This window comes from Symbioplanes lichenis (genome assembly GCF_030709675.1).
GTDB lineage: Bacteria > Actinomycetota > Actinomycetes > Mycobacteriales > Micromonosporaceae > Actinoplanes > Actinoplanes lichenis.
Genome location: NZ_JAUZQD010000011.1, coordinates 140,052 through 164,821, shown reverse-complemented (window position 1 = coordinate 164,821; position 24,770 = coordinate 140,052). Strand labels below are relative to the sequence as shown.

The following is a 24,770-nucleotide window of genomic DNA, read 5'->3' as shown; positions in this document are numbered from 1 at the left end:
CCGTAGTCAGGCGATTACGCAACGTTGTCCCTCAAATACGTATACCTCGGGAGTTCCGGGCATCCCGGGCTGACCGGACGGAGAAATCTCCGGGGAATTCCTCAGAATCGGCAGCGCACAACCGACCGGAGGTACAGAATCATTCTGGGCGAACCGTGACCTTCTCGACGCGTGGACACGGGCGCTTTTCGCGTACCCTGCTCACGTGACCTCCTGGATGCGCAGACGCGATCACAACATCTTCGCCAATGCGACCTCGCTGCTGATCTGTGGCCTGCTGGCGGGCGTGGTCGTCGCCGCGGCCGCATTCCCCGCGGTCGCCATGTCGGGCCTGGCGGCCAAGGCCGGCGGCGAGACGTTCGCGAGTCTGCCGAGCGAGCTGAAAGTGGCCACCACGCCCCAGATCAGCCGCATCTTCGCGAGCGACAACAAAACGCAGATCGCCGTCTTCTACGACGAGTTCCGCAGCGAGGTCGCTCTCAAGGACATCTCGCAGAACATGCAGGACGCGATCGTCGCCGCAGAGGATCACGAGTTCTTCAACCACAACGGCGTCGACCTCAAGGGCGTCGCCCGCGCATTCGTGAGCAACAACAGCGGCAAGTCGCAACAGGGCGCCTCGACGCTGACCATGCAGTACGTGCGCATGTCCCTGGCCTATTCGGCGACGAACCCCCAGGAGGTCGTCGACGCCACCAAGGACACGCCGAAGCGCAAGGTCACCGAGATGAAGTACGCGATGCAGGTCGAGAAGGAGATGTCGAAGCAGGAGATCCTGGAGCACTACCTCAACCAGGCTCCCTTCGGCAACGGCGCCTACGGCGTCTCCGCGGCCGCCCAGGTCTACTTCAAGAAGAAGCCCAAGGACCTCACGGTCGCCGAGTCCGCGCTGCTGGCCAGCATGGTGAAGGCCCCGACCGCGTTCAACCCGACCACGGCCAGCGGCTACCCGCAGGCGCTCGACCGCCGCAACTACGTCGTCAACGACATGGTCGAGATGGGCTTCATCACCGCCGACGAGGCCACCAAGGCGAAGGCGACGAAGATCAGCCGCACGGTCCAGCACGTCGGCAACGGCTGCGTCTCGGTGAAGACCAACAACTGGGGCTTCTTCTGCGACTACTTCTACCGCTGGTGGCTGGCCCAGGACGCCTTCGGCGCGACCACGTACGACCGGGAGCGGCGCCTGAAGGGCGGTGGCTACCGCATCCAGACCTCGCTCGACATCGAGGCCCAGAGCGCGGCCCGCGAGAACATCGCCGACCACATCAAGGAGAAGAACCGCAACGCTCTCCTGATCGCCGCCGTGCAGCCCGGCACCGGCAAGGTCCGCGCGCTCGCCGCCAACCGCAAGTTCAACCTGGACGACTCGAAGAACCCGCTCTCCTCGGACCCGGCCAAGAAGAAGCAGAAGGTCAAGGCCACCTATCCGAACACCACCAACCCGCTCATGACCGGCGGCGGGGACATCAACGGCTACCAGGCCGGCTCGGTGTTCAAGATGTTCACGATGGTGGCGGCGCTGGAGAACGGCTATCCGCTGGCCTACTCGATCAACGCCCCGGCGAAATACGTCTCGAAGTACATCATCGCGCCGGGCCCGTCGACGTGTAACGGCAAGTACTACTGCCCGACCAACGCCTCGGCCAAGGAGGCCGGCGTCTTCAACATGTGGACCGGCTTCGGCGCCTCGGTCAACACCTTCTTCGTGCCGCTGCAGGAGCGGGTCGGCGCCGAGAAGGTCGTCGACGTGGCCAAGCGCTTCGGCGTCCAGTTCCGCGCCAAGAACGACTACGACTTCGCCAACGACAAGGCCTCCGCCCACCAGTGGGGCGCCTTCACCCTCGGCGTCTCGGCGTCCACGCCGCTCGACATGGCCAACGCGTACGCCACCCTGGCCGGCGACGGCATGTACTGCGCGCCGACCCCGGTCGAGCAGATCACCACGCCCAAGGGCGAGAAGCTCGACGTCGGCAAGCCGCACTGCGAGCGGGCCACCTCGGCCGACGTCGCCCGGGCGGCCCTCGACGCGGCCCGGTGCCCGGTCGGCGACACCGCGCAGCTCGGCAACTGCAAGGGCCGCACGGCCCCGGCGGCGCACGGCATCATCGACCACCCGATCTACGGCAAGACCGGCACCACCGACCACGACAAGACGGCGTCGCTGATCATCGGCAGCAGCTCGCTCACCGTGGCCGGCTACCTGGTCAACCCCGACTGGCAGGCGCACCCCGACCGCATGTCGCACGACATCGTCAACCCCGCCGTCTGGGACACGATGCGCGACTACCTCAAGGGCAAGCCCAAGGTCCAGTTCAAGAAGCCGGGCGAGAAGAAGATCTCCGAGGGCGACCAGCGCTCGATCCCCGACGTGACGTGCGCCTCCATCGACAGCGCCCGCTCGCGCATCGAGGGCGCCGGCTTCACCGCCTCGGTCGGCCAGGAGGTCGAGTCGGACTGCCCGAAGGGGACGGCCGCCGGCACCGACCCGGGCAACCGGACCATCAAGGGCGGCTACGTCAGCATCGAGGTCAGCCGGGGCAAGGAAGAGAAGCCCGACGACAAGAAGGACGACGACAAGAAGCCCCGGCCGGGCGGCAACGGCGGCCCGATCATCATCAACCCGCCGGGGCGGTAGTTTTCCGCTCCACGCATGACGGGCGGGTCACCCTTCGCGGGTGGCCCGCCCGTTTCGCTTCCCGCCGCGCGCGGCTCAGCCGCGCTGCCTGCTTTGGTCAGCCGCGCTGCCTGCTTTGGTCAGCCGCGCTGCCCGCTTTGGTCAGGCGAGCTGGCGGCGGACCTCGGCGGCGACGCGGCCGCCCTCGGCCCGGCCGGCGACGGCGGCCTGGGAGGCCTTCATGGCCGGGCCCATCTGCGCCTTGCTCGTGAAGCCGCCCGCCTCGAGCGCGCCCTTGACCAGCGTCGCGATCTCCTGGTCGGACAGCTGCTGCGGCAGGTAGCGATCGAGGATCTCGCCCTCGGCGCTCTCCTTGGCGGCCTGCTCGGCCCGCCCGGCCCCCGAGAAGGCGGTCGCGGCCTCCCGCCGCTTCTTCGCCTCCTTGGTCAGCACGGCGAGCACCTCGTCGTCCGACAGCTCCCGGGCGGCGTCGCCGGACACCTCGGCGGTGCGGACGGCGGCGAGCGCCATGCGCAGCGTGGAGGTGCCGAGCTCGTCCCGGGCCTTCATCGCGGTGTGCAGATCATCGTTCAGGCGGTCTTTCAGCGTTCCCATGGACGCCCAAACTACTCTGGCTCCCATGCGCAAGCGCCCCTTTATCACCGCCGCCGCCACCCTGGCCGCCACCGGCGCGGCCACCTTCGCGTACGCCTCCCTGGTCGAGCGCAACCTCTTCACGCTCCGGCGGGTCGACGTCCCGGTGCTCGAACCCGACGCCGAGCCGCTGCGCATCCTCCACCTGTCGGACCTGCACATGATGCCGGACCAGCACCGCAAGCAGTCCTGGATCGCCGCCCTCGCCGGCACCGACCCCGACCTCGTCGTGGTCACGGGCGACAACCTGTCCTCCCCCGACGCGGTCCCCGGCGTCCTGCGCGCCCTCGGCCCCCTCCTCGCCTTCCCCGGCGCCTTCGTCTTCGGCTCCAACGACTACCGGGGCCCGGTCTGGAAGAACCCCCTCAAGTACGTCTTCGGCACCGGCGAATACGTCCAGGGCGTCGAGCTGCCCACCGAGACCCTGCGCACCGCCCTCACCGAATCGGGCTGGGCCGACCTCAACAACGCCCGCACCACCCTCAAGGCCGGCGGCCGCACCATCGAACTCGCCGGCGTCGACGACCCCCACATCGACCGCGACGACTACCCCTCGGTCGCCGGCCCCGCCACCCCCGACACCGACCTCCACTTCGGCGTCACCCACACCCCCGCCCGGCGCGTCCTCGACGCCATGGCCGCCGACGGCTTCGCCCTGATGCTCGCCGGCCACACCCACGGCGGCCAGGTCTGCGTCCCCACCTACGGCGCCCTGACCACCAACTGCGACCTCCCCCGCACGATGGCCAAGGGCCTCCACCGCTGGCCGGGCTCCGACTCCTGGCTCCACGTCTCCGCCGGCCTCGGCACCCACCCGACGGCCCCGATCCGCTTCGCGTGCCGCCCGGAAGCCTCGATCCTCACCCTGATCCCGCGCTGACCCCACCCCACGACCCGCGCGCCGGCCACCCCGGCGCGCGGCCCGATCATCCCCGCGCCGACGGCCGGCTCGCGGCGCTCCCCCTCACACCCCCCTGCCGCTCGTCGGCACCGGCTCCGGGCCACCGCGGGCGATGCGAGAGGCGCGGACTCCGAGCACCGCCGCCGACGCAAGAAACGGCCGACTCCCGAGGACCGGAGGGTGATGCGAGAAGCGGCCCGGCCTCGAACCCCGCACCATGCGGACGGCGGCGGGCAAGGGCCGCCTGACCAAGGCCTGAGCTGCCGCAACGACGCGTTTGCTCCAAGTTGTTGGAGAAAGTTGGAGCAGAGTTGGAGTTGGCGGCGGCCGGACCGAGGCAGGCGGAGATGCAGGCAGGCCAGCTCGGGGCAGGAGAAAGCAGTCAGGCGGGAAGCAGCCGGGGGCAAGCGGGAAGCAGCCGGGGGCAAGCGGGAAGCAGCCGGGGGCAAGCGGGAAGCAGCCGGGGCGCGCTCAGACACGCGCCGGAGAAACAGCCAAGGCCCGCCCAGGCACGACCCGGAAAGCAGTCAGGGCCAGCTCCCGAAGGAACCGGCCCTGACGTCGCACATGGTCGGGGTGACAGGATTTGAACCTGCGGCCTCTACGTCCCGAACGTAGCGCGCTACCAAGCTGCGCCACACCCCGCTGCGTGCTGGTCAATACTATCCGACGCGCCGTCAGCCGCGAAATCGGATACCCCCCACCTACAAAACAGCAGCTCAGACCGGGTTTCGGCGGAAGGTGACCCAGCCGGAGCTACGCTGGGACCTGACGTTGACGTCAGAGGTGAGGAGCTGGGGTGCGGATCGGGGAGCTGGCGACGAAGGCGGGCGTGAGTGTGCGGGCGCTGCGCTACTACGAGGAGCAGCGGCTGCTGTGGGCGGAGCGCAGCGCCAGCGGGCAGCGGCACTATCCGGATCCGGCTGTCGAGCGGGTGCAGCTGATTCAGATGCTCTACAGCGCCGGGTTGTCCAGCAGCACCATTGCCAGCCTGCTGCCGTGTGTCGACGCCAAGGAGAGCACGCCGGAGTCGCGCGCCATTCTGGCCGCCGAGCGGGAGCGGATCGACGCGCAGATCACCACGCTGATCCGGACGCGGGACAGGCTCGACGACGTCATTGCCTCGACCACGAGCCCCAGCAACGGGTGTGTGGTGACTCACGCGTGAGCGAGGACGTCTGTGAGGTCGTCATCACGGCGGCCGGGTCGGAGTGGCTCGCCGCGTTCACGAGGCGGCTGGTCGGGGACCGGCTCGCGGCGTGCGGGCAGCAGGTGACCAGCATCCGGTCGATCTATCGCTGGGCGGGCGAGGTGCACGACGAGCCCGAGGCGCGGGTCGCCCTGCACACCCGCGCCTCGCTCGTGCCCGAGATCGTCGCGCGGGCCGACGCCGAGCACCCGTACGACGTACCCTGCGTCTTCGCTCTGCCGATCGTGGGCGGCAATCCCGCGTACCTGGAATGGATCCGGGAGGAAACTAGGCCAGATCCTCGCGGGTCAGCAGCGCCCGCAGCGTGATCCCCTCGGCCGCGAGCGCCTCGGAGCCGCCCTCCTGCCGGTCGATGACGCACAGCGCGTGATCCACGTGCGCGCCGAGCTTGCGCAGGTCGGCGGTGGAGAGGACGACCTGGCCGCCGGAGGTCACCACGTCCTCGACGACGAGGACACGCCGGCCGGCGACCTCGGCGCCCTCGGCGAGCCGGGCGGTGCCGTACTTTTTGGCCTGCTTGCGGACGAAGGCCGTGGGCAGCTTGGCGTGGCGCGCGACGGCGGTGACCACGGCGATGCCGCCCATCTCGAGGCCCGCCAGCACCTCGGTGCCCTCGGGGATGAGGACGGCCATCCGCTCGGCGAGCTTGTCGAGCAGGAGCGGGTCCGCCTCGAACTGGTACTTGTCGAAGTATTCGTTGGCGATCCGGCCGGAGCGGAGGGTGAACTCGCCGGTCAGCCGGCTCACGTCGCGGACCTGCCGCGCGAGGTCAGAGTCAGTCACGCGAACAAGCTAGCTCAGTGATGCGGGCCACCTGCCGATAGGGAGGTCATGCAGAGCACCCCGGGTCGGTGGTTCGGTGCGGGTCACAGCGCCGCGTCCGACTCCGCGAAGGCCGGGGCCGAGGCGACGACGGTCGCGCTCGCCGGGCGTACCCCGCAAGCGGTCTTCGTCTTCGCCTCGGCGGGCCATGACCTGCCCGCGCTGCTGGACGCCGTGCGCGCGGAGGCCGGACCGGAGCCGGCGATCGTCGGCGGGACGGCCCTGGGCGAGCTTTCCTCGACCGGCGGGGCGAGCCGGGGCGGCGTGTCGGTCACGGCCCTGGGTGGTGACGGCTTTCAGGTGGGTACGCGTCTCGCGTACGTGGGCGGCAACGGTCACCGCGAGGCCGGGGCGGAGGTCGCCGCGGCCCTGACCGGCATCGACCGCCCGCACCAGGCCCTCCTGTTGCTGTGCGAGGGCATGTCGGGCAACCCGCACGAGATCGTCCGCGGCGCCTACTCGGTGCTCGGCGCCGCCGTGCCCCTGGTCGGCGGGCTGACCGCGCACGACAAGGGCGGCGCGCGGTCCTATCAGTTCCACGGCGACCGCGTGGTCACCGGGGCGGTGATCGGGGTCGGGATCGGCTCGGACGCCCCGATCGGCATCGGCGTCGGGCACGGCTGGCACCGGGTCGAGCCGCCGATGGTCATCACCCGCAGCGACCAGCGCCGGATCCTCGAGCTGGACGGCGAGCACGCGCTCGACGTGCTCCTGCGCCACCGGGGACTGGCTCCCACCGATGCCCTCCTCACGCCGGGCCGCCGGATGGAGGCGCTCGGGTTGTCGCGGCGCAGCGGCGAGGACATGCGCGTGATCACCGAGGCGAACGCGGACGACAGGTCGGTGACGGGGCTGGCGACCATGCCCCAGGGCAGCATCTGCTGGCGGATGGCGGGCGATCGCGATTCGATGATCGCCGGGGCGGAGGCTTCCTGCCGGGAGGCCCTGGACGCGCTGGGGGGACGGGACCCGCTGGGCGTGCTCGCCTTCGACTGCGGGGGCCGGCTGGGGGAACTCGGCGCGGACGGCGTACGCGAGGAAGTCGAAGCCCTGCGCAAGGCCCTGGGTGACGTGCCCTTCGGCGGTGCCTACACGCTCGGCGAGATCGCCCGGGTCCGCGGCTCGCTCGGCACGCACGCGCTGACCCTCGTGACGATGGCGCTCGCCTGATGTTCACATGGTCGACCCACCAGCTGACGGAGTACTTCACGGCCGTCAACGCCTCCGCGAGCGAGGCCGCGGCGATCGCCGTCGCCGTGGAGCGCGCCACCGAGATGGTGGAGGCCGAGGCGGGCGCCGTGGTGCTCGGCGACACCGTGCACGGCGCCTGGGGCTTCGGCCGGGACGTGCCGACCAAGGGGCTGCTGGCGGTCGCGTCGGCGCCGGGGACATTGTCCGTGCCGGCGCTCGGCGACCTGTACGCCGTCCCGAGCCACCTGGGTGACGTCGTCGACGGCGCCCTCGTGGTCGCCCGGCTCGACGACCCGTTCCAGCCCGAGGAGCGGCAGATGCTCCAGGGGATGGCCCAGGTGCTCGGCCTGGCCCTGCGCAGCATCCGGGTGCTGTCGGCCGAGCGGACCCTGCGCGCCGACCGGGAGCGGGAGGCGGACGAGCGGCTGGCCCTGCTCGAACAGGCGCAGACCCGGCAGCAGCTCGTCGAGACGCTGCTCACGATCCAGCGCGCGATCTCCAACCGCAAGCCGCTGCCCGAGATCCTGGACGCGGTGACCAGCGGCACGGCGGCCCTGCTGGGCGGCGCCCCGGTGGCCCTGATCCTGGCCGAGGCCGGTCGCGCCCGGCGGCTCAGCGTCGCGTCGACGGCCGGGGCCGGGGGCTACGCCTTCGCCGACCCGGACGGCCCGCACGCGGAGGCGCGCGAGGCGATGGCCACGGACACGGTCCTGCTGCGGCCGGTGAGCCTGACCGATCCGTACGCGGGGACGGTCATCGCCGCCCCCGTCCGGGTCACCGGCGAGATGGCGGGCAGCCTCGTCGCCCAGCTGCCCGGGCCGGCCGACCGGTTCACCGAGCACCGGGACCAGCTGACCGCTTTTGCTCAGCAGGTGAGTTTGGCGCTGACGGACGCCCGTACGGTCGAAGCCGTCCGCGAGGCCCACCACGACCCGGTCACCGGGCTCCCCAATCGCGGCCTGTTCCTCAAGATCTTCAACCGCGTCCTGGCGTCGCGCGCCGCCGCCACCGAGCCGACGAGTGTGCTCTTCATCGACCTCGACCGGTTCAAGGGCGTCAACGACAGCCTCGGCCACGAGGCCGGTGACCAGCTGCTGCACGCGGTCGCCGGCCGGATCCGGGGCTGCGTCCGGGCCAGCGACACCACCGCCCGGCTCGGCGGCGACGAGTTCGCCGTGCTGCTGCACAACTCGCCGGTCGAGTCGGCGATCTCGGTCGGCGAGCGGGTCATCGAGGCGGTGAAGGAGCCGTTCCGCATCTCCGGCCGCGACATCTTCATCGGCGCCAGCGTCGGCGTGGCGATCACCCGGGCCGAGCACGCGCGCTCCGACGAGCTGCTCAACCAGGCGGACATCGCGATGTACCGGGCCAAGAAGGAGGGGCAGACCCGCGTCGTCGTCTACGAGCCGCACATGCACACCGAGGCGCTCAATTATCTGAGCCTGCGCGGCGACCTGCAGCAGGCGCTGCTCGAGGGCGAGTTCCGCCTGCAGTACCAGCCGCTGGTCCGCCTCGACTCCGGGGAGGTCGCCGGCGCGGAGGCGCTCATCCGCTGGCACAGCGGCACCCGCGGGCTCGTGTCGCCGGCCGACTTCATCCCGATCGCCGAGGAGTCCGGGCTGATCGTCGACATCGGCCAGTGGGTGCTGGAGACGAGCGCGGCGCAGGTGGCGTCGTGGCGGCGTACCTATCCGGACCTGACCCTCAACGTCAACGTCTCCGGGCACCAGCTGGTCCACCCGCGCTTCGCCGCCAATGTCACGCGCGCGCTGGCCGTGGCCGGGCTGCCGTCGAGCGCGGTCACGCTGGAGCTGACCGAGTCGGTGCTGATGACCGATCCCGACGCCGCGGTGGCCTCGCTCTCCAGCCTGCGCGAGCTGGGCGTGCAATTGTCCATCGACGATTTCGGTACGGGCTACTCGTCGCTCGCGTACCTGCGGGAACTCCCGGTCGACGAACTCAAGATCGATCGCGCCTTCATCGCCCGGGCCGAGCTCACCGGCGAGGATCTCGCCCTGGTCCGCACCATCGTCGAGCTCGGGCACATTCTGGGTCTGCGCGTGGTGGCCGAGGGCATCGAGAATGCGGCGCAATTGGAGGCGCTGCGGCGGCTCGGCTGCTCCTACGGGCAGGGCTATCACCTGTGCCGCCCGAAGGACCCGGCGGAGTTCCCGCAGATCCTCGGGTCACCCGTACGCGTAATTGATCACGGCACGGGGTAGGAGTTTGTCTGGTTTCGACTAATTTTCGGTATATCCGAATCTCGAAAGGCCTGCCGTGACCCCCTTCGCGCTGCTCTTCCTGATCGCCCTCGCCGGCTCGTCGTGTTTCGCCATCGGCCGCGCCATGGGCCGCGGCGAACGGTACGAGAAGGGTTACCGGGAAGGCTTCCGCGACGGCGAAACGGGCTCCCTGGCCCGCGCCGCCCGCCTGATCCAGCTCACCGAGAACCGCTCGGTCGCCCCCGCCGTCGAGTCGATGCTGGTGCCGAACCCCGTCCCGCACCAGCTGCCGCCGCCCCGCACGACAGCGCCGGCCGTGGCCGGAACCCCGACCCGACCGGCGCTGTCGCTCTGACCTCTGATCAGCAGTACAGGTTCGCCCCCGGGGTCACACCCAGGATCGACGTGAACCGGTTGTACGCGTCCACGCGGCTCTGCACCTGCGCGGGGTTACCGCCGTTGCACTCCAGCGAGCCGTTGATGCTGCGGATCGTCTCGCCGAAGCCCCGGCCGTTCACCATCGCGTCGTGCGGAGTCATCGTGCCCGGGCCCCGCTGCGTCATCCAGTACCAGACGGCGGTCTGATAGGCCACGGACGCCTCGTTCTTGACCCGGTCCGGGTTGTGCAGCAAGTCGATGCCGAGCGCGTCGCCGGCCGCCTTGTAGTTGAAGTTCCAGCTCAGCTGGATCGGGCCCCGCCCGTGGTACGCCGACTGGCCGGCCGGGCACCCGTACGACTGGCTGGCGTCGCAGTAGAGCGGCCAGTTCGCCTGGTTCAGCTCCTCGGTGTAGACCAAGCCGCCCGACTCGTGGTTGATGTTCGCCAGGAAGGCCGCGGCCTCCTGCTTCTTCACCGTGTCACTGCCGGTCGTCGTGAACGCGGGATACTTCTTGATCGCGTCGATCAGCCCGGCGTACGAGTAGAAGGCGATCCGGTTCGGGAACATCTGGTTGAACTGCGCCTCGGACACCGGGAAACCGCTCGTCCCGTTGTTCGGCGGCGGGGTGGTCGTGCCGCCACCGTTGCACGAGAACGGCTCCCAGTACCACGTGCTGATCACCGGGTCGTAGCCCGGATTCTCGTTCTTGGCCCGGTAGTAGTTGCCGTTCGTGTACTTCACGATCGACCCGGCCGCGTAGAACTGACCGGCCACCCAGTTCGGATAATTGCAGCTTCCGGTGGGCGGAGGCGTGGTCCCGCCGCCACCACCGCAAGCACCGTTGTCGGCCCACACGCCGGACCCGCCGGTGCTGGGCGCCTCACCCTGGGTCCACCATTTCGCGGTCCAGTTGTGCCCGCTGTACGAAGCCTTCTGCCCGCCGGTGTAAACCGCCGAGCTGCTGTACGCGGCGACACAGGCCTCCGCCGCATTCGACGCCGTCATGGGCACCACCGCCGCCGCGGCGCCCGCGAGCGCGACACCGACCGTGGAGAGAATTGCCAGGAGCCGTTTTCTGGGCATGCAGCACCGTCTTCCGCACCGGGGGAAACGCCGGCCGCGCCCTGGGGGAGGCGGCACCGGCGTCAATGGGATGACCCCGACTCAACTAGACCGAGGGTGCCGCCGTCAACTTCTCTTAGGAAACTTCAAAGATTGATGAAAGAGCCACGCCCAAGCCCTCCCCGGCGCCGGCCGTCAGCCCAGGATCCGGCGGATGTCCCACAAGTGGTGGTGGGCGTCGTGGCAGTTGTTGCGGGCGATGTCGGCCGCGCGCTGGAGGCCCCGGGTCGCGTGGTGCAGCTCGACCCGCTCGGTCAGCGCCTGGGTCAGCACCTCGGCCCAGGTCGCCGCGGCGAGACCGCTCGACCAGGCCGCGACGGCGAGCGGCAGGGTCGCGTAGCCGCGAGCGGTCGCGAGGGCGTCCGGGTCGTAGCCGGCGACTTCGTGCTGCCGGGCGAGCCGGGCGCTCTGCCCGCGCTCGGCCCATTGGCGCAGGTTGTCGCCGACATGGCAGACGTACTCGGAGATCGACCAGCCACCCTCGGGCCGGCGCCGGTCGCCGTCGGCGTCGTGGGTGACCGCTTCGAGGCGCGAAACCCAGGCGGCGAACCATTGGACCGCCTGCTCCGGCGTCAGTGATCAGTCGAAGCCGCACTCCCGGCACGGATCGCCGTAAAGATCGACGCGCCACTGTTCCATGGGTACGGGATTCTATGTGGGAGGGTGCTCGTATGCGCATCGCCGTCACCCAACCGGCCGGGAGCACCGACGTCCGGCACAACGGGCGTCTCGCGCGCCAGATCTTGCGGGAGGCCGCGGCCGACGGCGTCCGCCTGGTGCAGTTTCCCGAGGGCTTCCTCTCCGGGTACGCGAAGGAGCAGATCGCCGACTGGGCGGACGTCGACTGGCCGGCCGTCCGCGACGAGCTCGACGCCATCGCCACGCTGGCCGGGGAGCTGGGCGTCTGGGTGGTCATGGGGTCGGCGCACCCGCTGACGCCGCCGCACCGGCCGCACAACAGCCTGTACGTGATCTCCGACGAGGGACGGATCGTCACCCGGTACGACAAGCGGCTGTGCTCGCACACGGAGATCACGCGCTTCTACAGCCCGGGCTTCGAGCCGGTCGTCTTCGACGCCGGCGGCTTCCGGTTCGGGCTGGCGATCTGCATCGAGGTCAACTTCCCGGCGCTGTTCGCGGAGTACGAGGAGCTGGGCGTCGACTGTCTGCTGCTCTCCGCGTGGCCCATCGACGAGATCTTCTTCCGGAAGGCGCAGGCGCACGCGGCGATCCACAACTACTGGCTCGGGCTCTCCGTGCCCCGGCAGAGTGACGGGTTGATGCCCTCGGCGGTCTTCGGGCCCGACGGCAGTGAGCTGGCCACGGTGGCGCCGGGCGACGATCTTGCCACGGTCACCTTGGATCGCGGGGCGCCCGAGTTCCATGTCGCGCTGGAGCTGGCCCGGCCGTGGCGGGCGGAGGCGGCGCGCGGGGAGATCTATCGCAGCCGGCGGGTCGTGGATTCGCGCAGCTCCGACCGTACGTCGGCATGAGAAACGCCGCCCGGGGTGACCGGACGGCGCAGCTCGAGGAAAGTCTCTTGTGGAGGACGGAAGCGACCGACCGGCGCCCGCTCGTGACGGGAGGGCGCCGACGCCCGCTTGTGGCGGGCGGCGAGTCGGCGTGCGAGGGCGGCGGGGGAGCGCCGCGCGGGGTGGGGGCCGCCGGCTCGTGACCGGCGGCGCGCCCGGAAAAACACCAGGAAAGCGTCAGGAACTCAGCGGACCCGGTTGACCGCGCTGGTCACGGCCTTGACCGACGCGGTGACGATGTTGGCGTCGAGGCCCACGCCCCAGACCGTACGGTCGCCGATCTCGCACTCGACATAGGCCGCGGCCTGCGCGTCCTCGCCGGACGTCAGCGCGTGCTCGGCATAGTCCAGCACCCGGACGTTGATGCCGAGCGGCTCCAGGGCCTGGCAGAAGGCGTCGATCGGGCCGTTGCCCAGGCCGGTGATCGGGCGGCGGGTGTTGCGGTGGCGGATCTCGGCGTCGACCTCGACCTTGCCGTCGACCGTGGCCGTCGTGTAGCGCTCCAGCTCGATCACGCCGAACTGCTGGTGGTCGACGAGGTATTCGCCGGCGAAGATGTCCCACATCTGCTGGGGGCCGACCTCGCCGCCCTCGGCGTCGGTGACGTGCTGGACCACGCCGGAGAACTCGATCTGCAGGCGCCGCGGCAGGTCGAGCTTGTGCTCCTCCTTCATGATGTACGCCACGCCGCCCTTGCCGGACTGCGAGTTGACCCGGATCACGGCCTCGTAGGTGCGGCCGACGTCCTTGGGGTCGATCGGCAGGTAGGGCACGCCCCACTCGAAGCTGTCGACGTCGACGCCCGCGTCGGTCGCCTCCTGCTGCAGGGCGGTCAGGCCCTTCTTGATCGCGTCCTGGTGCGAGCCGCTGAAGGCCGTGTAGACCAGGTCACCCGCGTACGGGTGGCGCTCGTGCACCGGCAGCTGGTTGCAGTATTCGACGGCGCGCTTGATCTCGTCGATGTCGGAGAAGTCGATCTGCGGGTCGACGCCCTGGGAGAAGAGGTTCAGGCCCAGGGTCACCAGGTCGACGTTGCCGGTGCGCTCGCCGTTGCCGAAGAGGCAGCCCTCGACGCGGTCGGCGCCGGCCAGCACGCCCAGCTCGGCGGCGGCGACGGCGGTGCCGCGGTCGTTGTGCGGGTGCAGGCTGAGGATCACGCTGTCGCGCCGGGGCAGGTAGCGGTGCATCCACTCGATGCTGTCGGCGTACACGTTGGGGGTGGCCATCTCGACGGTGGCCGGCAGGTTGATGATCAGCGGGCGGTCCGGGGTGGGGTCGATCACGTCGATGACCGCCGAGCAGATCTCCAGCGCGTAGTCGAGCTCGGTGCCCGTGTAGGACTCCGGCGAGTACTCGTAGAAGATGTCGGTGTCGGGGGTGTGGATCTCCGCGTACTTCTGGCAGAGCCGGGCGCCGGTGGTGGCGATGTCGGTGATGCCGGCCTTGTCGAGGCCGAAGACCACCTTGCGCTGCAGCGTGGAGGTGGAGTTGTAGAAGTGCACGATCGCGCGCTTGGCCCCGCGCAGCGACTCGAACGTCCGGTCGATGAGGTGCTCGCGGCACTGCACCAGGACCTGGATGGTGACGTCGTCCGGGATCAGGTCCTGCTCGATGAGCTGGCGGACGAAGTCGAAGTCGGTCTGGCTGGCCGCCGGGAAGCCGACCTCGATCTCCTTGTAGCCCATGGCGACCAGCAGCGTGAACATGCGCCGCTTGCGCTCGGGGGACATCGGGTCGATCAGCGCCTGGTTGCCGTCGCGCAGGTCGACCGCGCACCAGCGGGGGGCGGTTTCGACCCGGCGCGTGGGCCACCGGCGGTCGGGGAGGTCGACGGCGAACTGCTGCTGATAGGCGCTGTAGCGCTGGAACGGCATCCGGCTGGGGGCCTGCCGGGCGATGGGATCGGCGCTTACGTCGCTGGACATGCGGGCTCCTGACAGAGTTGGTCGGTTCGCGAGGAACGACCGGCGCGCGTCAACTCCGCGACGAGGTGCCGGCCTCGGATGGGGCCTCGTCGCGGCAGCGAAGGAGAAGGAGCGCGTGCAGCATGTCAATCGTGACCCTACGTCAGCTCATCGGCCGTGGCTAACTCTACGCCCGCATCGTGAGATCAACAGGAACGTCACGCGGACGGGGAAGGGACGGGGAGCGAAGTGACCGGGGGCGCCGGCGGCGCGTCCAGGCCGAGCGGCTCGCCGCCCGTGACCGGCCCGGGCAGGTCGATGGTCGCCGGCCCCGCGGCCGGGGTCCCGGCCAGGGTGATCGTGCCGAAGGTCACGCGCGCCGCGGTGAGCAGACCGTCGTCGGCGTAGCAGTAGATGCCGACGTCCACGGGCGCCGACAGCGACGCCGAGATCGAGTCGACCGAATAGCATTGGCCCGACGAGCCGTCCAGCGGCAGGGCCATGCCCACCGAGAGGGCGGCCTGCCGGTCGGTGAAGACGGGCAGCCACTGCCGGAAGACGCGCTCGATCTTGGGGTCGAACTTCTTGGGGACGCGCTCGCCCTTGTCGCCCAGGCGGACGCAGGAGGGGGTGATCGCGTACGCGGCCGAGGACAACGCGCACTGGAACAGGCCGGCCGCGGTCTCGGCGATGGCCACGTCGGCCGCCCCGCCCAGCGCCCCGCCCGGGATGTCGACCCGCCAGCCGCCGTCCGCCGCGACGGTCGCCATGACGGAGCGTTCGCCCTGGCCGGAGGCGTCGTACGTGTAGACCGCGGTGTAGCTCCGGTCCGCCGCCAGCGCCGCGCGGCCCGCGAGCGCCAGCCGGGCGTCCGGATCGGGCTGGGCCGCCGGCGACGCCGAGGTGGGCGCGGGTGGGGCGGGCGCCTCGGCACCGTCGTCGCCGCACCCCGCGATGCCGGCGAGGAGAAGGGCGGCGAGCAACGTGGCGGAGGTTCGCATCGAAGCATTCTCGCCTCTGCCGGGGTGGCTTCCCCGTACGGCACGCGGGCCGCGCCCGGCCGGAATCTGGGATCGCATGCCGGGGTACGCGACCGGCGCCGCTAGTCTGGTCAGCGATTGACTCTGGGAAGGAGCCGGCTGCCGTGGCCCTGGTGGTGCAGAAGTACGGCGGATCGTCCGTGGCGGACGCCGAGCGCATCAAGCGTGTGGCGGAGCGCATCGTCGACGCCCGCAAGGCGGGTGACGACGTGGTCGTGGTGGTGTCCGCGATGGGCGACACCACGGACAACCTGCTCGACCTGGCCAACCAGGTGAGCCCGCTCCCGCCCGGCCGCGAGCTGGACATGCTGCTCACCTCAGGTGAGCGCATCTCCATGGCGCTGCTGGCGATGGCGATCCACAACCTGGGCTACGAGGCCCGGTCCTACACCGGCTCGCAGGCCGGCGTGCTGACCACCTCGGTGCACGGCAAGGCACGGATCATCGACGTCACGCCCGGCCGCCTGCGCACCGCGCTGGACGAGGGCGCGATCGCGATCGTGGCCGGCTTCCAGGGCGTGTCGCAGGACACCAAGGACATCACGACGCTCGGCCGCGGCGGCTCCGACACCACCGCGGTGGCGCTCGCGGCGGCCCTGCACGCCGACGTGTGCGAGATCTACACGGACGTGGACGGCGTCTTCACGGCCGACCCGCGCATCGTGCCGAACGCCCGGCACATCGAGAAGATCACCTACGAGGAGATGCTCGAGCTCGCCGCGGGCGGGGCCAAGGTGCTCATGCTGCGCTGCGTGGAGTACGCGCGCCGGTTCCAGGTGCCGATCCACGTACGCTCGTCGTACTCGAAGAAGCCCGGCACTGTCGTCACCGGATCGATGGAGGACCCGAACGTGGAACAGGCACTGATCACCGGGGTCGCCCACGACCGGAGCGAGGGCAAGATCACGATCGTCGGCGTGCCCGACGAGCCCGGCTCGGCCGGCCGCATCTTCGAGACGGTCGCCCAGGCCGAGATCAACATCGACATGATCGTGCAGAACGTGTCGACCGAGGGCACCGGCCGCACCGACATCTCGTTCACGCTGCCCAAGGCGGACGGGGCCGTCGCCATGGCCGCGCTCGACAAGATCAAGGACCAGATCAAGTTCAAGAGCCTGCTCTTCGACGACCACGTGGGCAAGGTGTCGCTGATCGGCGCCGGCATGCGCTCGCACCCGGGCGTCGCGGCCCAGTTCTTCGCCTGCATCGGCGAGGCCGGCGTCAACATCGAGATGATCTCCACCTCGGAGATCCGGGTCTCGGTGGTCTGCCGCGACAGCGACCTCGACACGGCCGTGCGCGCCGTGCACGACACCTTCGAGCTGGGCGGCACCGAGACCGCCGTCGTCTACGCGGGCACCGGCCGGTAAGCGGCGATGGGCGCGCAGCCCACGCTGGCCGTGGTCGGAGCGACGGGCTCCGTCGGCACGGTGATGCGCGAGCTGCTGTCCTCCCGCCGCAACGTCTGGGGTGAGATCCGCCTGGTCGCGTCGGCCCGCTCGGCAGGCCGGCGGCTGCCCTGCCGCGGCGAGGAGCTGACCGTACGCGAGCTCACCCCGGACGTCTTCGACGGCGTCGACGTGGCCATGTTCGACGTGCCGGAGGCGGTCGCGGCCGAGTGGGCCCCGATCGCCGCCGCCCGGGGCGCGACGGTCGTCGACAACTCCGCGGTCTTCCGCCTCCACGGCGACGTCCCGCTGGTGATCCCCGAGGTCAACCCCGGCCACCTGCGCTACCGTCCGCTCGGCCTGACCGCCAGCCCCAACGGCACGGTCACCGCCATGGTCATGGCCCTCGCTCCGCTCCACCACGAGTACGGCCTCCGTGAGCTGGTCATCGCCTCCTACCAGTCGGTCTCGGGCGCCGGTCAGGCCGGCGTCGACGCCCTTCACGACCAGATCACCAAGGTCGCCGGCGACCGCACGCTCGGTTCCCGCCCGGGCAACGTCCGCCAGGCCGTCGGCGACGACCTCGGCCCCTTCCCCGCCCCGCTGGCCCTCAACGTCATCCCCTGGTCGGGCGAGCCGGCCCCGCTCGGCTGGTCCAGCGACGAGCTCAAGCTCCGCAACGAGCCCCGCAAGATCCTCGGCCTGCCCGACCTCAAGGTCTCGGCCACCTGCGTCCGCGTCCCGGTCGTCACCGGCCACTCGGTCGCCGTCCACGCCGTCTTCGGCTCCGAGGTCGACGCCGACGAGTCCCGCGCCATCCTCCGCAACGCCCCCGGCGTCATCCTCGTCGACGATCCCGAGGCGGGCGAGTTCCCGATGCCCATCGACGCGGTCGGCACGGACCCCTCCTGGATCGGCCGCATCCGCCGCGCCATGGACGACCCCCGCGCCCTCGACCTCTTCATCACCGGCGACAACATGCGCAAGGGCGCGGCGCTGAACTCGGTCCAGCTGGCCGAGCTCATCGCGGCCGAGCTCGCCAAGCGCTGACCCTGGTGCGGGCGCCGCCGCGTCTCGGCCCAGGCGCCCGGCACCGAGGGGTCAGCGGCGCCCGCTGGTCCCGAACACCGCGCCTGGCCTGCCGGCCCGGCTGGAGGTCGCCGACGACTCTTGAAGGTCAGGACAGCGCGATCTCGACGCCGCCGGAGAACATGCTGTCGTGCAGTTCGAGCTTGGTCAGCTTGACCGACTTCGGGACGTCGAAGATGAGCTTGCCCTTGACGCTGTTGCCGGGGTTGATCTCGTTGAGGAAGGTGGAGCTGTCCTCGTTGGCGTAGATCTCCGCCTCGGTGTCGTTGGAGTACTCGGTGCCCTTGGCGTCCAGCGCCTTCTGCGAGGAGCCGTCGAAGAACTGGGCCTTCGTGCCGATGTTCTTGATCGTCAGCGAGATCCGGCAGAACTTGCCCTGCGCCTCGGCGCCGAGCAGGTCGCTGCCGACCTTGGTCTTCGAGCAGTCGAGCTTGCTGACCTTGAACTCGAACTTGCCGTCCCGGACCGCGTCGCCGAGCCCGGGCGTGTCCGGCTTCTTCGCGGGCTCTTCGGTCTGGGCCGGCTTGACCGCGGCGGGCGCCTCAGAAGCCGGCGCGGCATCGGCCGCCGCCGCCTCGGAGTCGTCTCCGCCTCCGACGGCCACCGCCACGACCCCGCCGATGCAGCCCAGGCCGAGGACGCCGCCCACGATGCCGTGTCGCTGACCTGCCGATCCGAACGGCGGAGGGGTTCCGCGAAACACCGCCGCGCCGGTCGGGAGGAACCCGGCAGGGGTGACGAGCCGCGCGAAAGGTGCGGAGTTTGCATACGCTTTGTCCGTGGCCCCTCGTATGGTTCTCTCGCTCCGTGTCGCTGCCGCTGCTCTCCTGGCGGTCACCGCCGCCGGCTGCGACGTGCAAGTCACCGACGGCTCCGGGAGCTCGTCCTCGTCCGACGGCGGCAACGGTGGTGGCACCGGCGCCGACGCCAAGAGCAAGCTCGGCGAGCTGACAGTCGTCGCCAAGACCGGGTCGATGAGCGGTTACAGCCGGGAGAAGTTCCCGCACTGGCGGGACACCGGGTCCAACTGCGACGTACGCGACTCCGTGCTCAAGCGCGACGGCAAGAACGTCAAATTCTCCGGGTGCAACGTCGTCGCCGGGACGTGGATCAGCTTCTACGACGGAGACAAGATCACCGACCCGGCGAAGGTGGACATCGACCACACCGTGCCGCTGGCCAACGCGTGGCGCTCGGGGGCGAACAAGTGGACCACCGAGAAGCGCGGCGACTTCGCGAACGATCTCGACGATCCGCAGCTGCTCGCCGTGTCGGCGTCCTCCAATCGGTCGAAGGGCGACCAGGATCCGTCCACGTGGAAGCCGGAGCAGCGAAGCTCGTGGTGCGAGTACGCCGAGGACTGGATCACCGTGAAGAGCGTGTGGAAGCTGACCGTCACGGCAAAGGAGAAGGCGGCTCTCGACGACATGCTGGCCACATGCTGACTTAGGAGTAGACCGATGACCGAACCCGCCGCCGCGACCCCGGAGCCCACGCCCGAGACCGCGCCCCCGCCCGCGCAGCCTGCGGGGAATGACGCCCGCACCACGGACATAACTGCCGGCCAGGGCGGCGTGATGACCGACGAAGTGGGCGTGGTCACGGGCGATCTGACCTTGCGGTCGGAGTTGGCGGCGGGCCAGGTCACAGTCCGCGTCCAATACAAGGACGCCGACGAGTGGTACGCGGTGACGGGCGCGAAGGCGACCCTGAAGGACCCCGCGGATCTCGACGCCGTGCACGCTGTCGCGGTCGGCATCCTGAACCGGCCCGAAGGCTAGGTTTCTTTACTAATAGACGGGCAGCTATGTAGCGTCGGGTATGGCCAACCACGTCATCTCCCGCGCGCTAGCCGCCGCGGCGCTGACCCTTCCCCTCGTCGCCACCCCGGCGACTGCCGCTCCCCCGCAGGCACCCGCCCTGTCCAGCGTGATCCCGGCCCCCGCCCAAGTCACCCCGGCGCCGGGCGCCACCTTCCGGCTGACCGCCTTGACCGCCGTCAAGGCCGCCCCGGCGGCCCGGAAGATCGCGGAGCAGCTCGCCCGGGAGCTGCGCCCGGCGACCGGTTACGCCCTTCCCGTGCTGCCGGCCACGCTGCCCGGGCTGCCCACGATCTCGCTGCAGCTGGGCGGGACCGGCGGGCGGGAGGGCTACACGCTCACGGTCACCCCGAAGCAGGTGACCATCCGGGCCGCCGCGCCCGCCGGCCTCTACAACGGCACGCGTACGCTGCTGCAACTCCTGCCCAAGGAGATCGACTCCCGCACCGTCGTGCGCCGGGCGTGGACGATCAACGGCGGCACGATCAAAGACCTTCCCCGGTACGCCTACCGCGGCGCGATGCTCGACCTGGCCCGCCATTTCCACACTCCCGCCGAGGTCAAGGCGTACATCGACGAGATCAGCCGGTTCAAGGTGAACTACCTCCATCTGCACCTGACCGACGACCAGGGCTGGCGCATCCGGATCGACAGCTGGCCCCGGCTCACGGCCGGCGACGGTGGTCCCGGGGTGGACGGCGAGGGCCCGGGCTTCCTGACCAAGGCCGAGTACTCCGACATCGTCCGCTACGCCGCCGCCCGCTACGTGACGATCGTGCCCGAGGTCGACATGCCCGGGCACGTGAACGCGGCGCAGGTGGCCTACCCCGAGCTGACGTGCGACGGCGTGGCGCCCCCGCCCCGGACCGACACCGAGGTCGGCTACAGCTCGCTGTGCATCTCCTCGGAGACGACGTACCGGTTCGTGGAGGACGTGATCCGCGAGCTGGCCGCCCTCACTCCCGGCCCCTACCTGCACATCGGCGGGGACGAGGCGCATGCCACCTCGGAGGCCGACTACGTGACGTTCCAGAACAGGGTGCTGCCGCTCGTCAAGAAGTACGGCAAGACGGCCTACGGCTGGAACGAGATCACCAAGTCACCGGCGGCCGCCACGGCTGTCGCGCAGTTTTGGGGCACGACCACCACCAACCCCACGCTCGCGGCCGCCGTCGCGAACGGCACCAAGGTCGTCATGTCCCCGGCGAACAAGGCCTACATCGATCAGAAGTACGACCCGTCGACCCCGATCGGGCTGTCGTGGGCGGGCTACATCGAGGTGCGCGACGCGTACGGCTGGGACCCCGCCACCCACCTCGCCGGCGTGACCGACCCGGCCGTCATCGGCGTCGAGGCGCCTCTGTGGTCGGAAACCCTGCGCGACCTGGACGACATCGAGTTCCTGGCCTTCCCCCGCCTGCCGGCGATCGCCGAACTGGGCTGGTCCCCGGCCGCCACCCACGACTGGGACTCCTTCTCGGCCCGCCTCGGCGCCTACGGCCCCCGGTGGACTCTCCGCGGCATCGACTTCTACCCGTCCCCGCAGGTCGACTGGCAGTAGGGTTTTCGAGCGCAACCACTTACGCACGTGGCCCGGAGGTGCTTTGCGACCTGGACGCGTCAGCGGCCAGCAAAGCTCCTCCGGGCACCTCGGCGTGAGCAGCGGTCCGCACCACCCACCCCGCTACGAAATCTGCTTTAAACCGCAGCCGGTGCGCGTCCAGCAACCACTTCGTCGTCCGTCACCGGGAAGTGGCACGCCGTCTGGTGCGAGACCGGGTCCTCGAGCCGCACGGTGAGCTGCGGCTCCTCGGTCGCGCAGATGTCCTGCGCCTTCCAGCAGCGGGTGCGGAAGCGGCAGCCGGACGGCGGGTCGATCGGGCTGGGCACGTCGCCCTGCAGCAGCACCCGGTCGCGCTTCGTGCGGTCGCGGCGGCTCGTGTCGGGCACGGGCACCGCGGAGAGCAACGCCACCGTGTAGGGGTGCCGCGGGTTCGCGTAGAGGTCGTCGCGGTTGGCGATCTCCACGACCTTGCCCAGGTACATGACCGCGACCCGGTCGGAGATGTGCTTGACCACCGACAGGTCGTGCGCGATGAACACGAACGTGATGCCGAGCTGGCTCTGCAGGTCGTCCAGCAGGTTGACGACCTGGGCCTGGATCGACACGTCGAGCGCCGACACCGGCTCGTCGGCCACGATCAGCTTGGGCTTGAGCGCCAGGGTGCGGGCGATGCCGATGCGCTGCCGCTGACCGCCGGAGAACTCGTGCGGGTAGCGGTTGTAGTGCTCGGGGCTCAGGCCGACCAGCTGCAGCAGATCTTGCACGGCCCGCTTGATGCCGTGCTCGGTCTTGACGTTCTGGATGCGGAACGGCGCGCCGACGATCGTGCCGACCGTGTGCCGCGGGTTCAGCGACGAGAACGGGTCCTGGAAGATCATCTGCATGTCCCGCCGGAGCGGGCGCAGCTTGCCCTGACCCCAGTGGGCGATGTCCTGGCCCTCGAACTCGATCTGCCCGCCGGTGGGCTCGACCAGCCGGGTCAGCAGCCGGCCGGTGGTCGTCTTGCCACAGCCCGACTCGCCGACCAGGCCCAGCGTCTCGCCCTTGTAGACGTCGAACGACACGCCGTCCACCGCGCGCACCGCGCCGACCTGACGGCGCAGCAGCCCCTTGGTGATGGGGAAGTGCTTCTCCAGGCCGCGTACGGACAGCAGCGGCTCGCCCTTCTCCGCCCGCTCCTGCCGGTGGATCTCCTCCGGCACCGGGTCGTCGAGGTGTTCGCTCACTGTGCCTCCAGCTTCGGCTTCACTTCTTCTGCCCAGATCCGCTGCCGTTCCTCGGTCGGCAGGTGGCAGCGCACCAGGTGCTTGCTGCCGCCGGCCGGGACGAGCTCGGGCGGGACCGTCGTGCCGAGACCGCCGGTCCGCGGCTCATAGGCGCACCGGGGGCTGAAGGCGCACCCGGTGGGCAGGTTGATCAGGGACGGGGGCAGGCCGGGGATCGGCACGAGCCGCTCCATCTGCGGCCGGTCGATGCGGGGCATCGAGCCGAGCAGACCCCACGTGTACGGGTGCTCGGGCTGCTCGAAGATCGTGGCGGCGCTCGCGTACTCGATGCACTTGCCGCCGTACATGACCAGGACATCGTCGGCGAGCTCGGCCACGACGCCGAGGTCGTGCGTGATGACGATGAGCGCGGAGTTGAACTCCTCCTGCAGCTCGTGCATCAGGTCGAGGATCTGCGCCTGCACCGTGACGTCGAGCGCCGTGGTGGGCTCGTCGGCGATCAGCAGCTCGGGGTCGTTGACCAGCGCCATGGCGATCATCGCGCGCTGGCGCATGCCGCCGGAGAACTGGTGCGGGTAGTCGTCCACCCGGCGGCTCGGCTGCGGGATGCCGACCCGGCCCAGCATGTCGATCGCGTGCTTGCGGGCGACCTGCTTGGACACCCGGTGGTGCACCCGATAGGCCTCCATGATCTGGCGGCCGACCGAGTAGTACGGGTGCATCGACGACAGCGGGTCCTGGAAGATCATCGCCATCTTGCTGCCGCGCAGCTTGCGCCGCTCCTCGTCGGAGGCGCTGACCAGCTCCTGGCCGTCGAGCCAGATCTCGCCCTCGACCTGCGCGTTCTTCTTGTTGTAGATGCCCAGGATGCCGAGGCTGGTCACCGACTTGCCGGAGCCGGACTCGCCGACGATGCCGAGCGTCTTGCCCCGCTCGAGCGAGAACGACAGGTCGTTGACGCTCTTGACCAGGCCGTCGTCGGTCGGGAAGGAGATCTTGAGGTTCTTGACCTCGAGGAAGTTCTCGGCCATCAGCTGATCCTCACCCGCGGGTCGACCACCGCGTAGAGCAGGTCCACGATCAGGTTCGCGACGACGACGAAGAACGCCGCCATCATCGTCACCCCGAGGACCTTGGGCAGGTCGTTGTTCGTGATCGCGTCCACGGCGAACTTGCCGAGGCCGGGCAGGGAGAAGACCTGCTCGGTGAGGACCGCGCCGCCGAGCAGCAGGCCGAAGTCGAGGCCGAAGATCGTGAGCAGCGGGGTCAGCGCGGCGCGCAGGCCGTGCCGCGTGGTGACGTCCCGTTCGCGCAGGCCCTTGGCGCGCGCCGTCCGGATGTAGTCCTCGCTCATCGTCTCCAGCATGCCCGCCCGGGTGAGCCGGGCGTACTGCGCGGAGAACTGGAAGGCGAGCACGATCCACGGCAGCAGCAGGCTGTAGAACCATTCGCCGGGATTCTCGAAGAACGGCGTGTAGGAGCCACCCGGGGCCGTCCACCCGAGCTGATAGCTGAAGAGCAGCAGGCCCAGCAGGCCGGTGAAGAAGATCGGGAGCGAGACGCCGGCGAGCGAGAGGCCCATGGCGGCACGGTCGAGGAAGGTGCCCCGGCGCAGCGCGGACAGGACACCGGTCGAGACGCCGAACGCAACCCACAGCAGCGCCGCGCCGATGGCCAGCGACAGCGTGACCGGCAGGCGGTCGAGCAGGTCGGGCCACACCGGCTGGTGGGTGACGAACGAGTACCCGAAGCAGGGTGCGGGGCAGTGCTCGACGCTGCTGCCGATGTTGTAGTCGGCGCCCACGAAGATCGCCTTGACCCAGCGGCCGTACTGCAGCCAGATCGGGTCGTAGAAGCCGAGGCGCTCGGCGATCAGGTGGACCGTCTCCGGAGTTGCCGCCCGGCCCACGTACCGGGTCGCGAGCGTCTCCGGCGTCGCGCCGACCAGGCGCGGGACCAGATAGAAAATCGAGAAGACTGCGGCGCTGACGATGAAGAGCAGCAGCAGGGCTGCGAACAGCCGCCTGATGATGTAGGTGATCACTAAGCCCGGCTCCGGCGGCCGGCCCGGGTCGCCCCGGACCGGCC

General features: G+C 70.2%; 22 protein-coding genes, 1 tRNA gene and 1 pseudogene. 13 read left to right on the top strand and 11 right to left on the bottom strand.

The genetic code is table 11. The annotated features are described in order from the left end of the window. The first annotated feature begins 217 nt into the window (after window positions 1-217). Window positions 218-2,638, top strand: coding sequence for a transglycosylase domain-containing protein (locus RAN62_RS26295; RefSeq protein ID WP_305787585.1), 2,421 nt, complete (start codon window positions 218-220; stop codon window positions 2,636-2,638). A gap of 141 nt (window positions 2,639-2,779) precedes the next feature. Here RAN62_RS26295 and RAN62_RS26290 read toward each other — a convergent pair whose 3' ends face one another. Beyond that, window positions 2,780-3,232, bottom strand: a complete 453-nt coding sequence (locus RAN62_RS26290) for a GatB/YqeY domain-containing protein (RefSeq protein ID WP_305787438.1) — start codon at window positions 3,230-3,232, stop codon at window positions 2,780-2,782. Window positions 3,233-3,257: 25 nt separating this feature from the next. Between RAN62_RS26290 and RAN62_RS26285 the strand changes: the two genes are divergently transcribed. Further along, window positions 3,258-4,151 carry a metallophosphoesterase gene (locus tag RAN62_RS26285; protein WP_305787437.1) on the top strand — a complete coding sequence of 298 codons (894 nt, stop codon included), beginning with the start codon at window positions 3,258-3,260 and terminating at the stop codon, window positions 4,149-4,151. A gap of 589 nt (window positions 4,152-4,740) precedes the next feature. On the opposite strand, the gene RAN62_RS26280 is transcribed toward RAN62_RS26285, so the two are convergent. Next, window positions 4,741-4,817, bottom strand: a tRNA-Pro gene (locus tag RAN62_RS26280). Between the two features lie 154 nt (window positions 4,818-4,971). Here RAN62_RS26280 and RAN62_RS26275 point away from each other — a divergent pair. Both RAN62_RS26275 and cutA read left to right on the top strand, forming a co-directional pair. Continuing rightward, the gene (locus RAN62_RS26275) at window positions 4,972-5,340 is read left to right on the top strand and encodes a MerR family transcriptional regulator (protein WP_305787436.1); all 369 of its coding nucleotides are present in this window, start codon (window positions 4,972-4,974) and stop codon (window positions 5,338-5,340) included. After that, on the top strand, window positions 5,337-5,690 hold the full coding sequence (gene cutA, locus RAN62_RS26270) for a divalent-cation tolerance protein CutA (protein ID WP_305787435.1): 354 nt from the start codon (window positions 5,337-5,339) through the stop codon (window positions 5,688-5,690). Before RAN62_RS26275 ends, cutA begins: the two co-directional genes overlap by 4 nt. Here cutA and pyrE read toward each other — a convergent pair. Beyond that, complete coding sequence (pyrE, locus tag RAN62_RS26265) at window positions 5,650-6,165, bottom strand: orotate phosphoribosyltransferase (protein WP_305787434.1); 516 nt, start codon at window positions 6,163-6,165, stop codon at window positions 5,650-5,652. The two genes, cutA and pyrE, sit on opposite strands and share 41 nt — an antisense overlap. Window positions 6,166-6,213: 48 nt before the next feature. On the opposite strand from pyrE, the gene RAN62_RS26260 reads away from it, so the two are divergent. Genes RAN62_RS26260 through RAN62_RS26250 form a run of 3 tightly spaced genes read left to right on the top strand, consistent with a single transcriptional unit; the run spans window position 6,214 to window position 9,972 of the window. Continuing rightward, a complete protein-coding gene (locus tag RAN62_RS26260) occupies window positions 6,214-7,374 on the top strand; it encodes an FIST signal transduction protein (RefSeq protein WP_305787433.1) in 1,161 nt (386 codons plus the stop codon). Continuing rightward, window positions 7,374-9,617, top strand: a complete 2,244-nt coding sequence (locus tag RAN62_RS26255; protein ID WP_305787432.1) for a putative bifunctional diguanylate cyclase/phosphodiesterase — start codon at window positions 7,374-7,376, stop codon at window positions 9,615-9,617. The genes RAN62_RS26260 and RAN62_RS26255 overlap by 1 nt, the downstream gene beginning before the upstream one ends. A gap of 55 nt (window positions 9,618-9,672) precedes the next feature. Next, on the top strand, window positions 9,673-9,972 hold the full coding sequence (locus tag RAN62_RS26250; RefSeq protein ID WP_305787431.1) for a hypothetical protein: 300 nt from the start codon (window positions 9,673-9,675) through the stop codon (window positions 9,970-9,972). 7 nt (window positions 9,973-9,979) lie between these two features. On the opposite strand, the gene RAN62_RS26245 is transcribed toward RAN62_RS26250, so the two are convergent. Both RAN62_RS26245 and RAN62_RS26240 read right to left on the bottom strand, forming a co-directional pair. Then, window positions 9,980-11,080 (bottom strand): glycoside hydrolase family 19 protein, encoded by a 1,101-nt coding sequence (locus tag RAN62_RS26245; RefSeq protein WP_305787430.1) that lies wholly within the window; start codon window positions 11,078-11,080, stop codon window positions 9,980-9,982. A 174-nt stretch (window positions 11,081-11,254) separates the two neighbouring features. Next, window positions 11,255-11,392: a hypothetical protein gene (locus tag RAN62_RS26240; protein ID WP_305787429.1), complete on the bottom strand. Its 138-nt coding sequence runs from the start codon at window positions 11,390-11,392 to the stop codon at window positions 11,255-11,257. A 398-nt stretch (window positions 11,393-11,790) separates the two neighbouring features. Between RAN62_RS26240 and RAN62_RS26235 the strand changes: the two genes are divergently transcribed. Next, window positions 11,791-12,612 carry a carbon-nitrogen hydrolase family protein gene (locus RAN62_RS26235; protein ID WP_305787428.1) on the top strand — a complete coding sequence of 274 codons (822 nt, stop codon included), beginning with the start codon at window positions 11,791-11,793 and terminating at the stop codon, window positions 12,610-12,612. Window positions 12,613-12,836: 224 nt separating this feature from the next. Here RAN62_RS26235 and leuA read toward each other — a convergent pair whose 3' ends face one another. Next, complete coding sequence (gene leuA, locus RAN62_RS26230) at window positions 12,837-14,576, bottom strand: 2-isopropylmalate synthase (RefSeq protein ID WP_305787427.1); 1,740 nt, start codon at window positions 14,574-14,576, stop codon at window positions 12,837-12,839. Window positions 14,577-14,773: 197 nt separating this feature from the next. Beyond that, a complete protein-coding gene (locus RAN62_RS26225; RefSeq protein WP_305787426.1) occupies window positions 14,774-15,556 on the bottom strand; it encodes a hypothetical protein in 783 nt (260 codons plus the stop codon). Between the two features lie 143 nt (window positions 15,557-15,699). Here RAN62_RS26225 and RAN62_RS26220 point away from each other — a divergent pair, with 143 nt between their 5' ends. Both RAN62_RS26220 and RAN62_RS26215 read left to right on the top strand, forming a co-directional pair. Next, entirely contained in the window at window positions 15,700-16,965 is a 1,266-nt protein-coding gene (locus tag RAN62_RS26220; protein ID WP_305787425.1) for an aspartate kinase, read from the top strand. A gap of 6 nt (window positions 16,966-16,971) precedes the next feature. After that, the gene (locus RAN62_RS26215) at window positions 16,972-18,033 is read left to right on the top strand and encodes an aspartate-semialdehyde dehydrogenase (RefSeq protein WP_305787424.1); all 1,062 of its coding nucleotides are present in this window, start codon (window positions 16,972-16,974) and stop codon (window positions 18,031-18,033) included. Between the two features lie 127 nt (window positions 18,034-18,160). Here RAN62_RS26215 and RAN62_RS26210 read toward each other — a convergent pair whose 3' ends face one another. Then, window positions 18,161-18,721: a DUF4352 domain-containing protein gene (locus RAN62_RS26210; RefSeq protein ID WP_305787423.1), complete on the bottom strand. Its 561-nt coding sequence runs from the start codon at window positions 18,719-18,721 to the stop codon at window positions 18,161-18,163. Between the two features lie 142 nt (window positions 18,722-18,863). Here RAN62_RS26210 and RAN62_RS26205 point away from each other — a divergent pair, with 142 nt between their 5' ends. The 3 genes and pseudogenes from RAN62_RS26205 (at window position 18,864) to RAN62_RS26195 (ending at window position 21,453) form a co-directional block, all read left to right on the top strand. Next, window positions 18,864-19,517 carry an HNH endonuclease family protein gene (locus RAN62_RS26205; protein WP_305787584.1) on the top strand — a complete coding sequence of 218 codons (654 nt, stop codon included), beginning with the start codon at window positions 18,864-18,866 and terminating at the stop codon, window positions 19,515-19,517. 114 nt (window positions 19,518-19,631) lie between these two features. After that, a pseudogene (locus tag RAN62_RS26200) lies at window positions 19,632-19,853 on the top strand (hypothetical protein); the annotation flags it as partial. 40 nt (window positions 19,854-19,893) lie between these two features. Further along, window positions 19,894-21,453, top strand: a complete 1,560-nt coding sequence (locus tag RAN62_RS26195) for a beta-N-acetylhexosaminidase (protein ID WP_305787421.1) — start codon at window positions 19,894-19,896, stop codon at window positions 21,451-21,453. Window positions 21,454-21,590: 137 nt separating this feature from the next. Here RAN62_RS26195 and RAN62_RS26190 read toward each other — a convergent pair whose 3' ends face one another. Genes RAN62_RS26190 through RAN62_RS26180 form a run of 3 tightly spaced genes read right to left on the bottom strand, consistent with a single transcriptional unit; the run spans window position 21,591 to window position 24,726 of the window. Then, window positions 21,591-22,658, bottom strand: a complete 1,068-nt coding sequence (locus RAN62_RS26190; RefSeq protein WP_438874553.1) for an ABC transporter ATP-binding protein — start codon at window positions 22,656-22,658, stop codon at window positions 21,591-21,593. Window positions 22,659-22,678: 20 nt separating this feature from the next. After that, complete coding sequence (locus RAN62_RS26185; protein ID WP_305787420.1) at window positions 22,679-23,713, bottom strand: ABC transporter ATP-binding protein; 1,035 nt, start codon at window positions 23,711-23,713, stop codon at window positions 22,679-22,681. Then, window positions 23,713-24,726: an ABC transporter permease gene (locus RAN62_RS26180; protein WP_305787419.1), complete on the bottom strand. Its 1,014-nt coding sequence runs from the start codon at window positions 24,724-24,726 to the stop codon at window positions 23,713-23,715. The genes RAN62_RS26185 and RAN62_RS26180 overlap by 1 nt, the downstream gene beginning before the upstream one ends. Window positions 24,727-24,770: the final 44 nt, after the last annotated feature.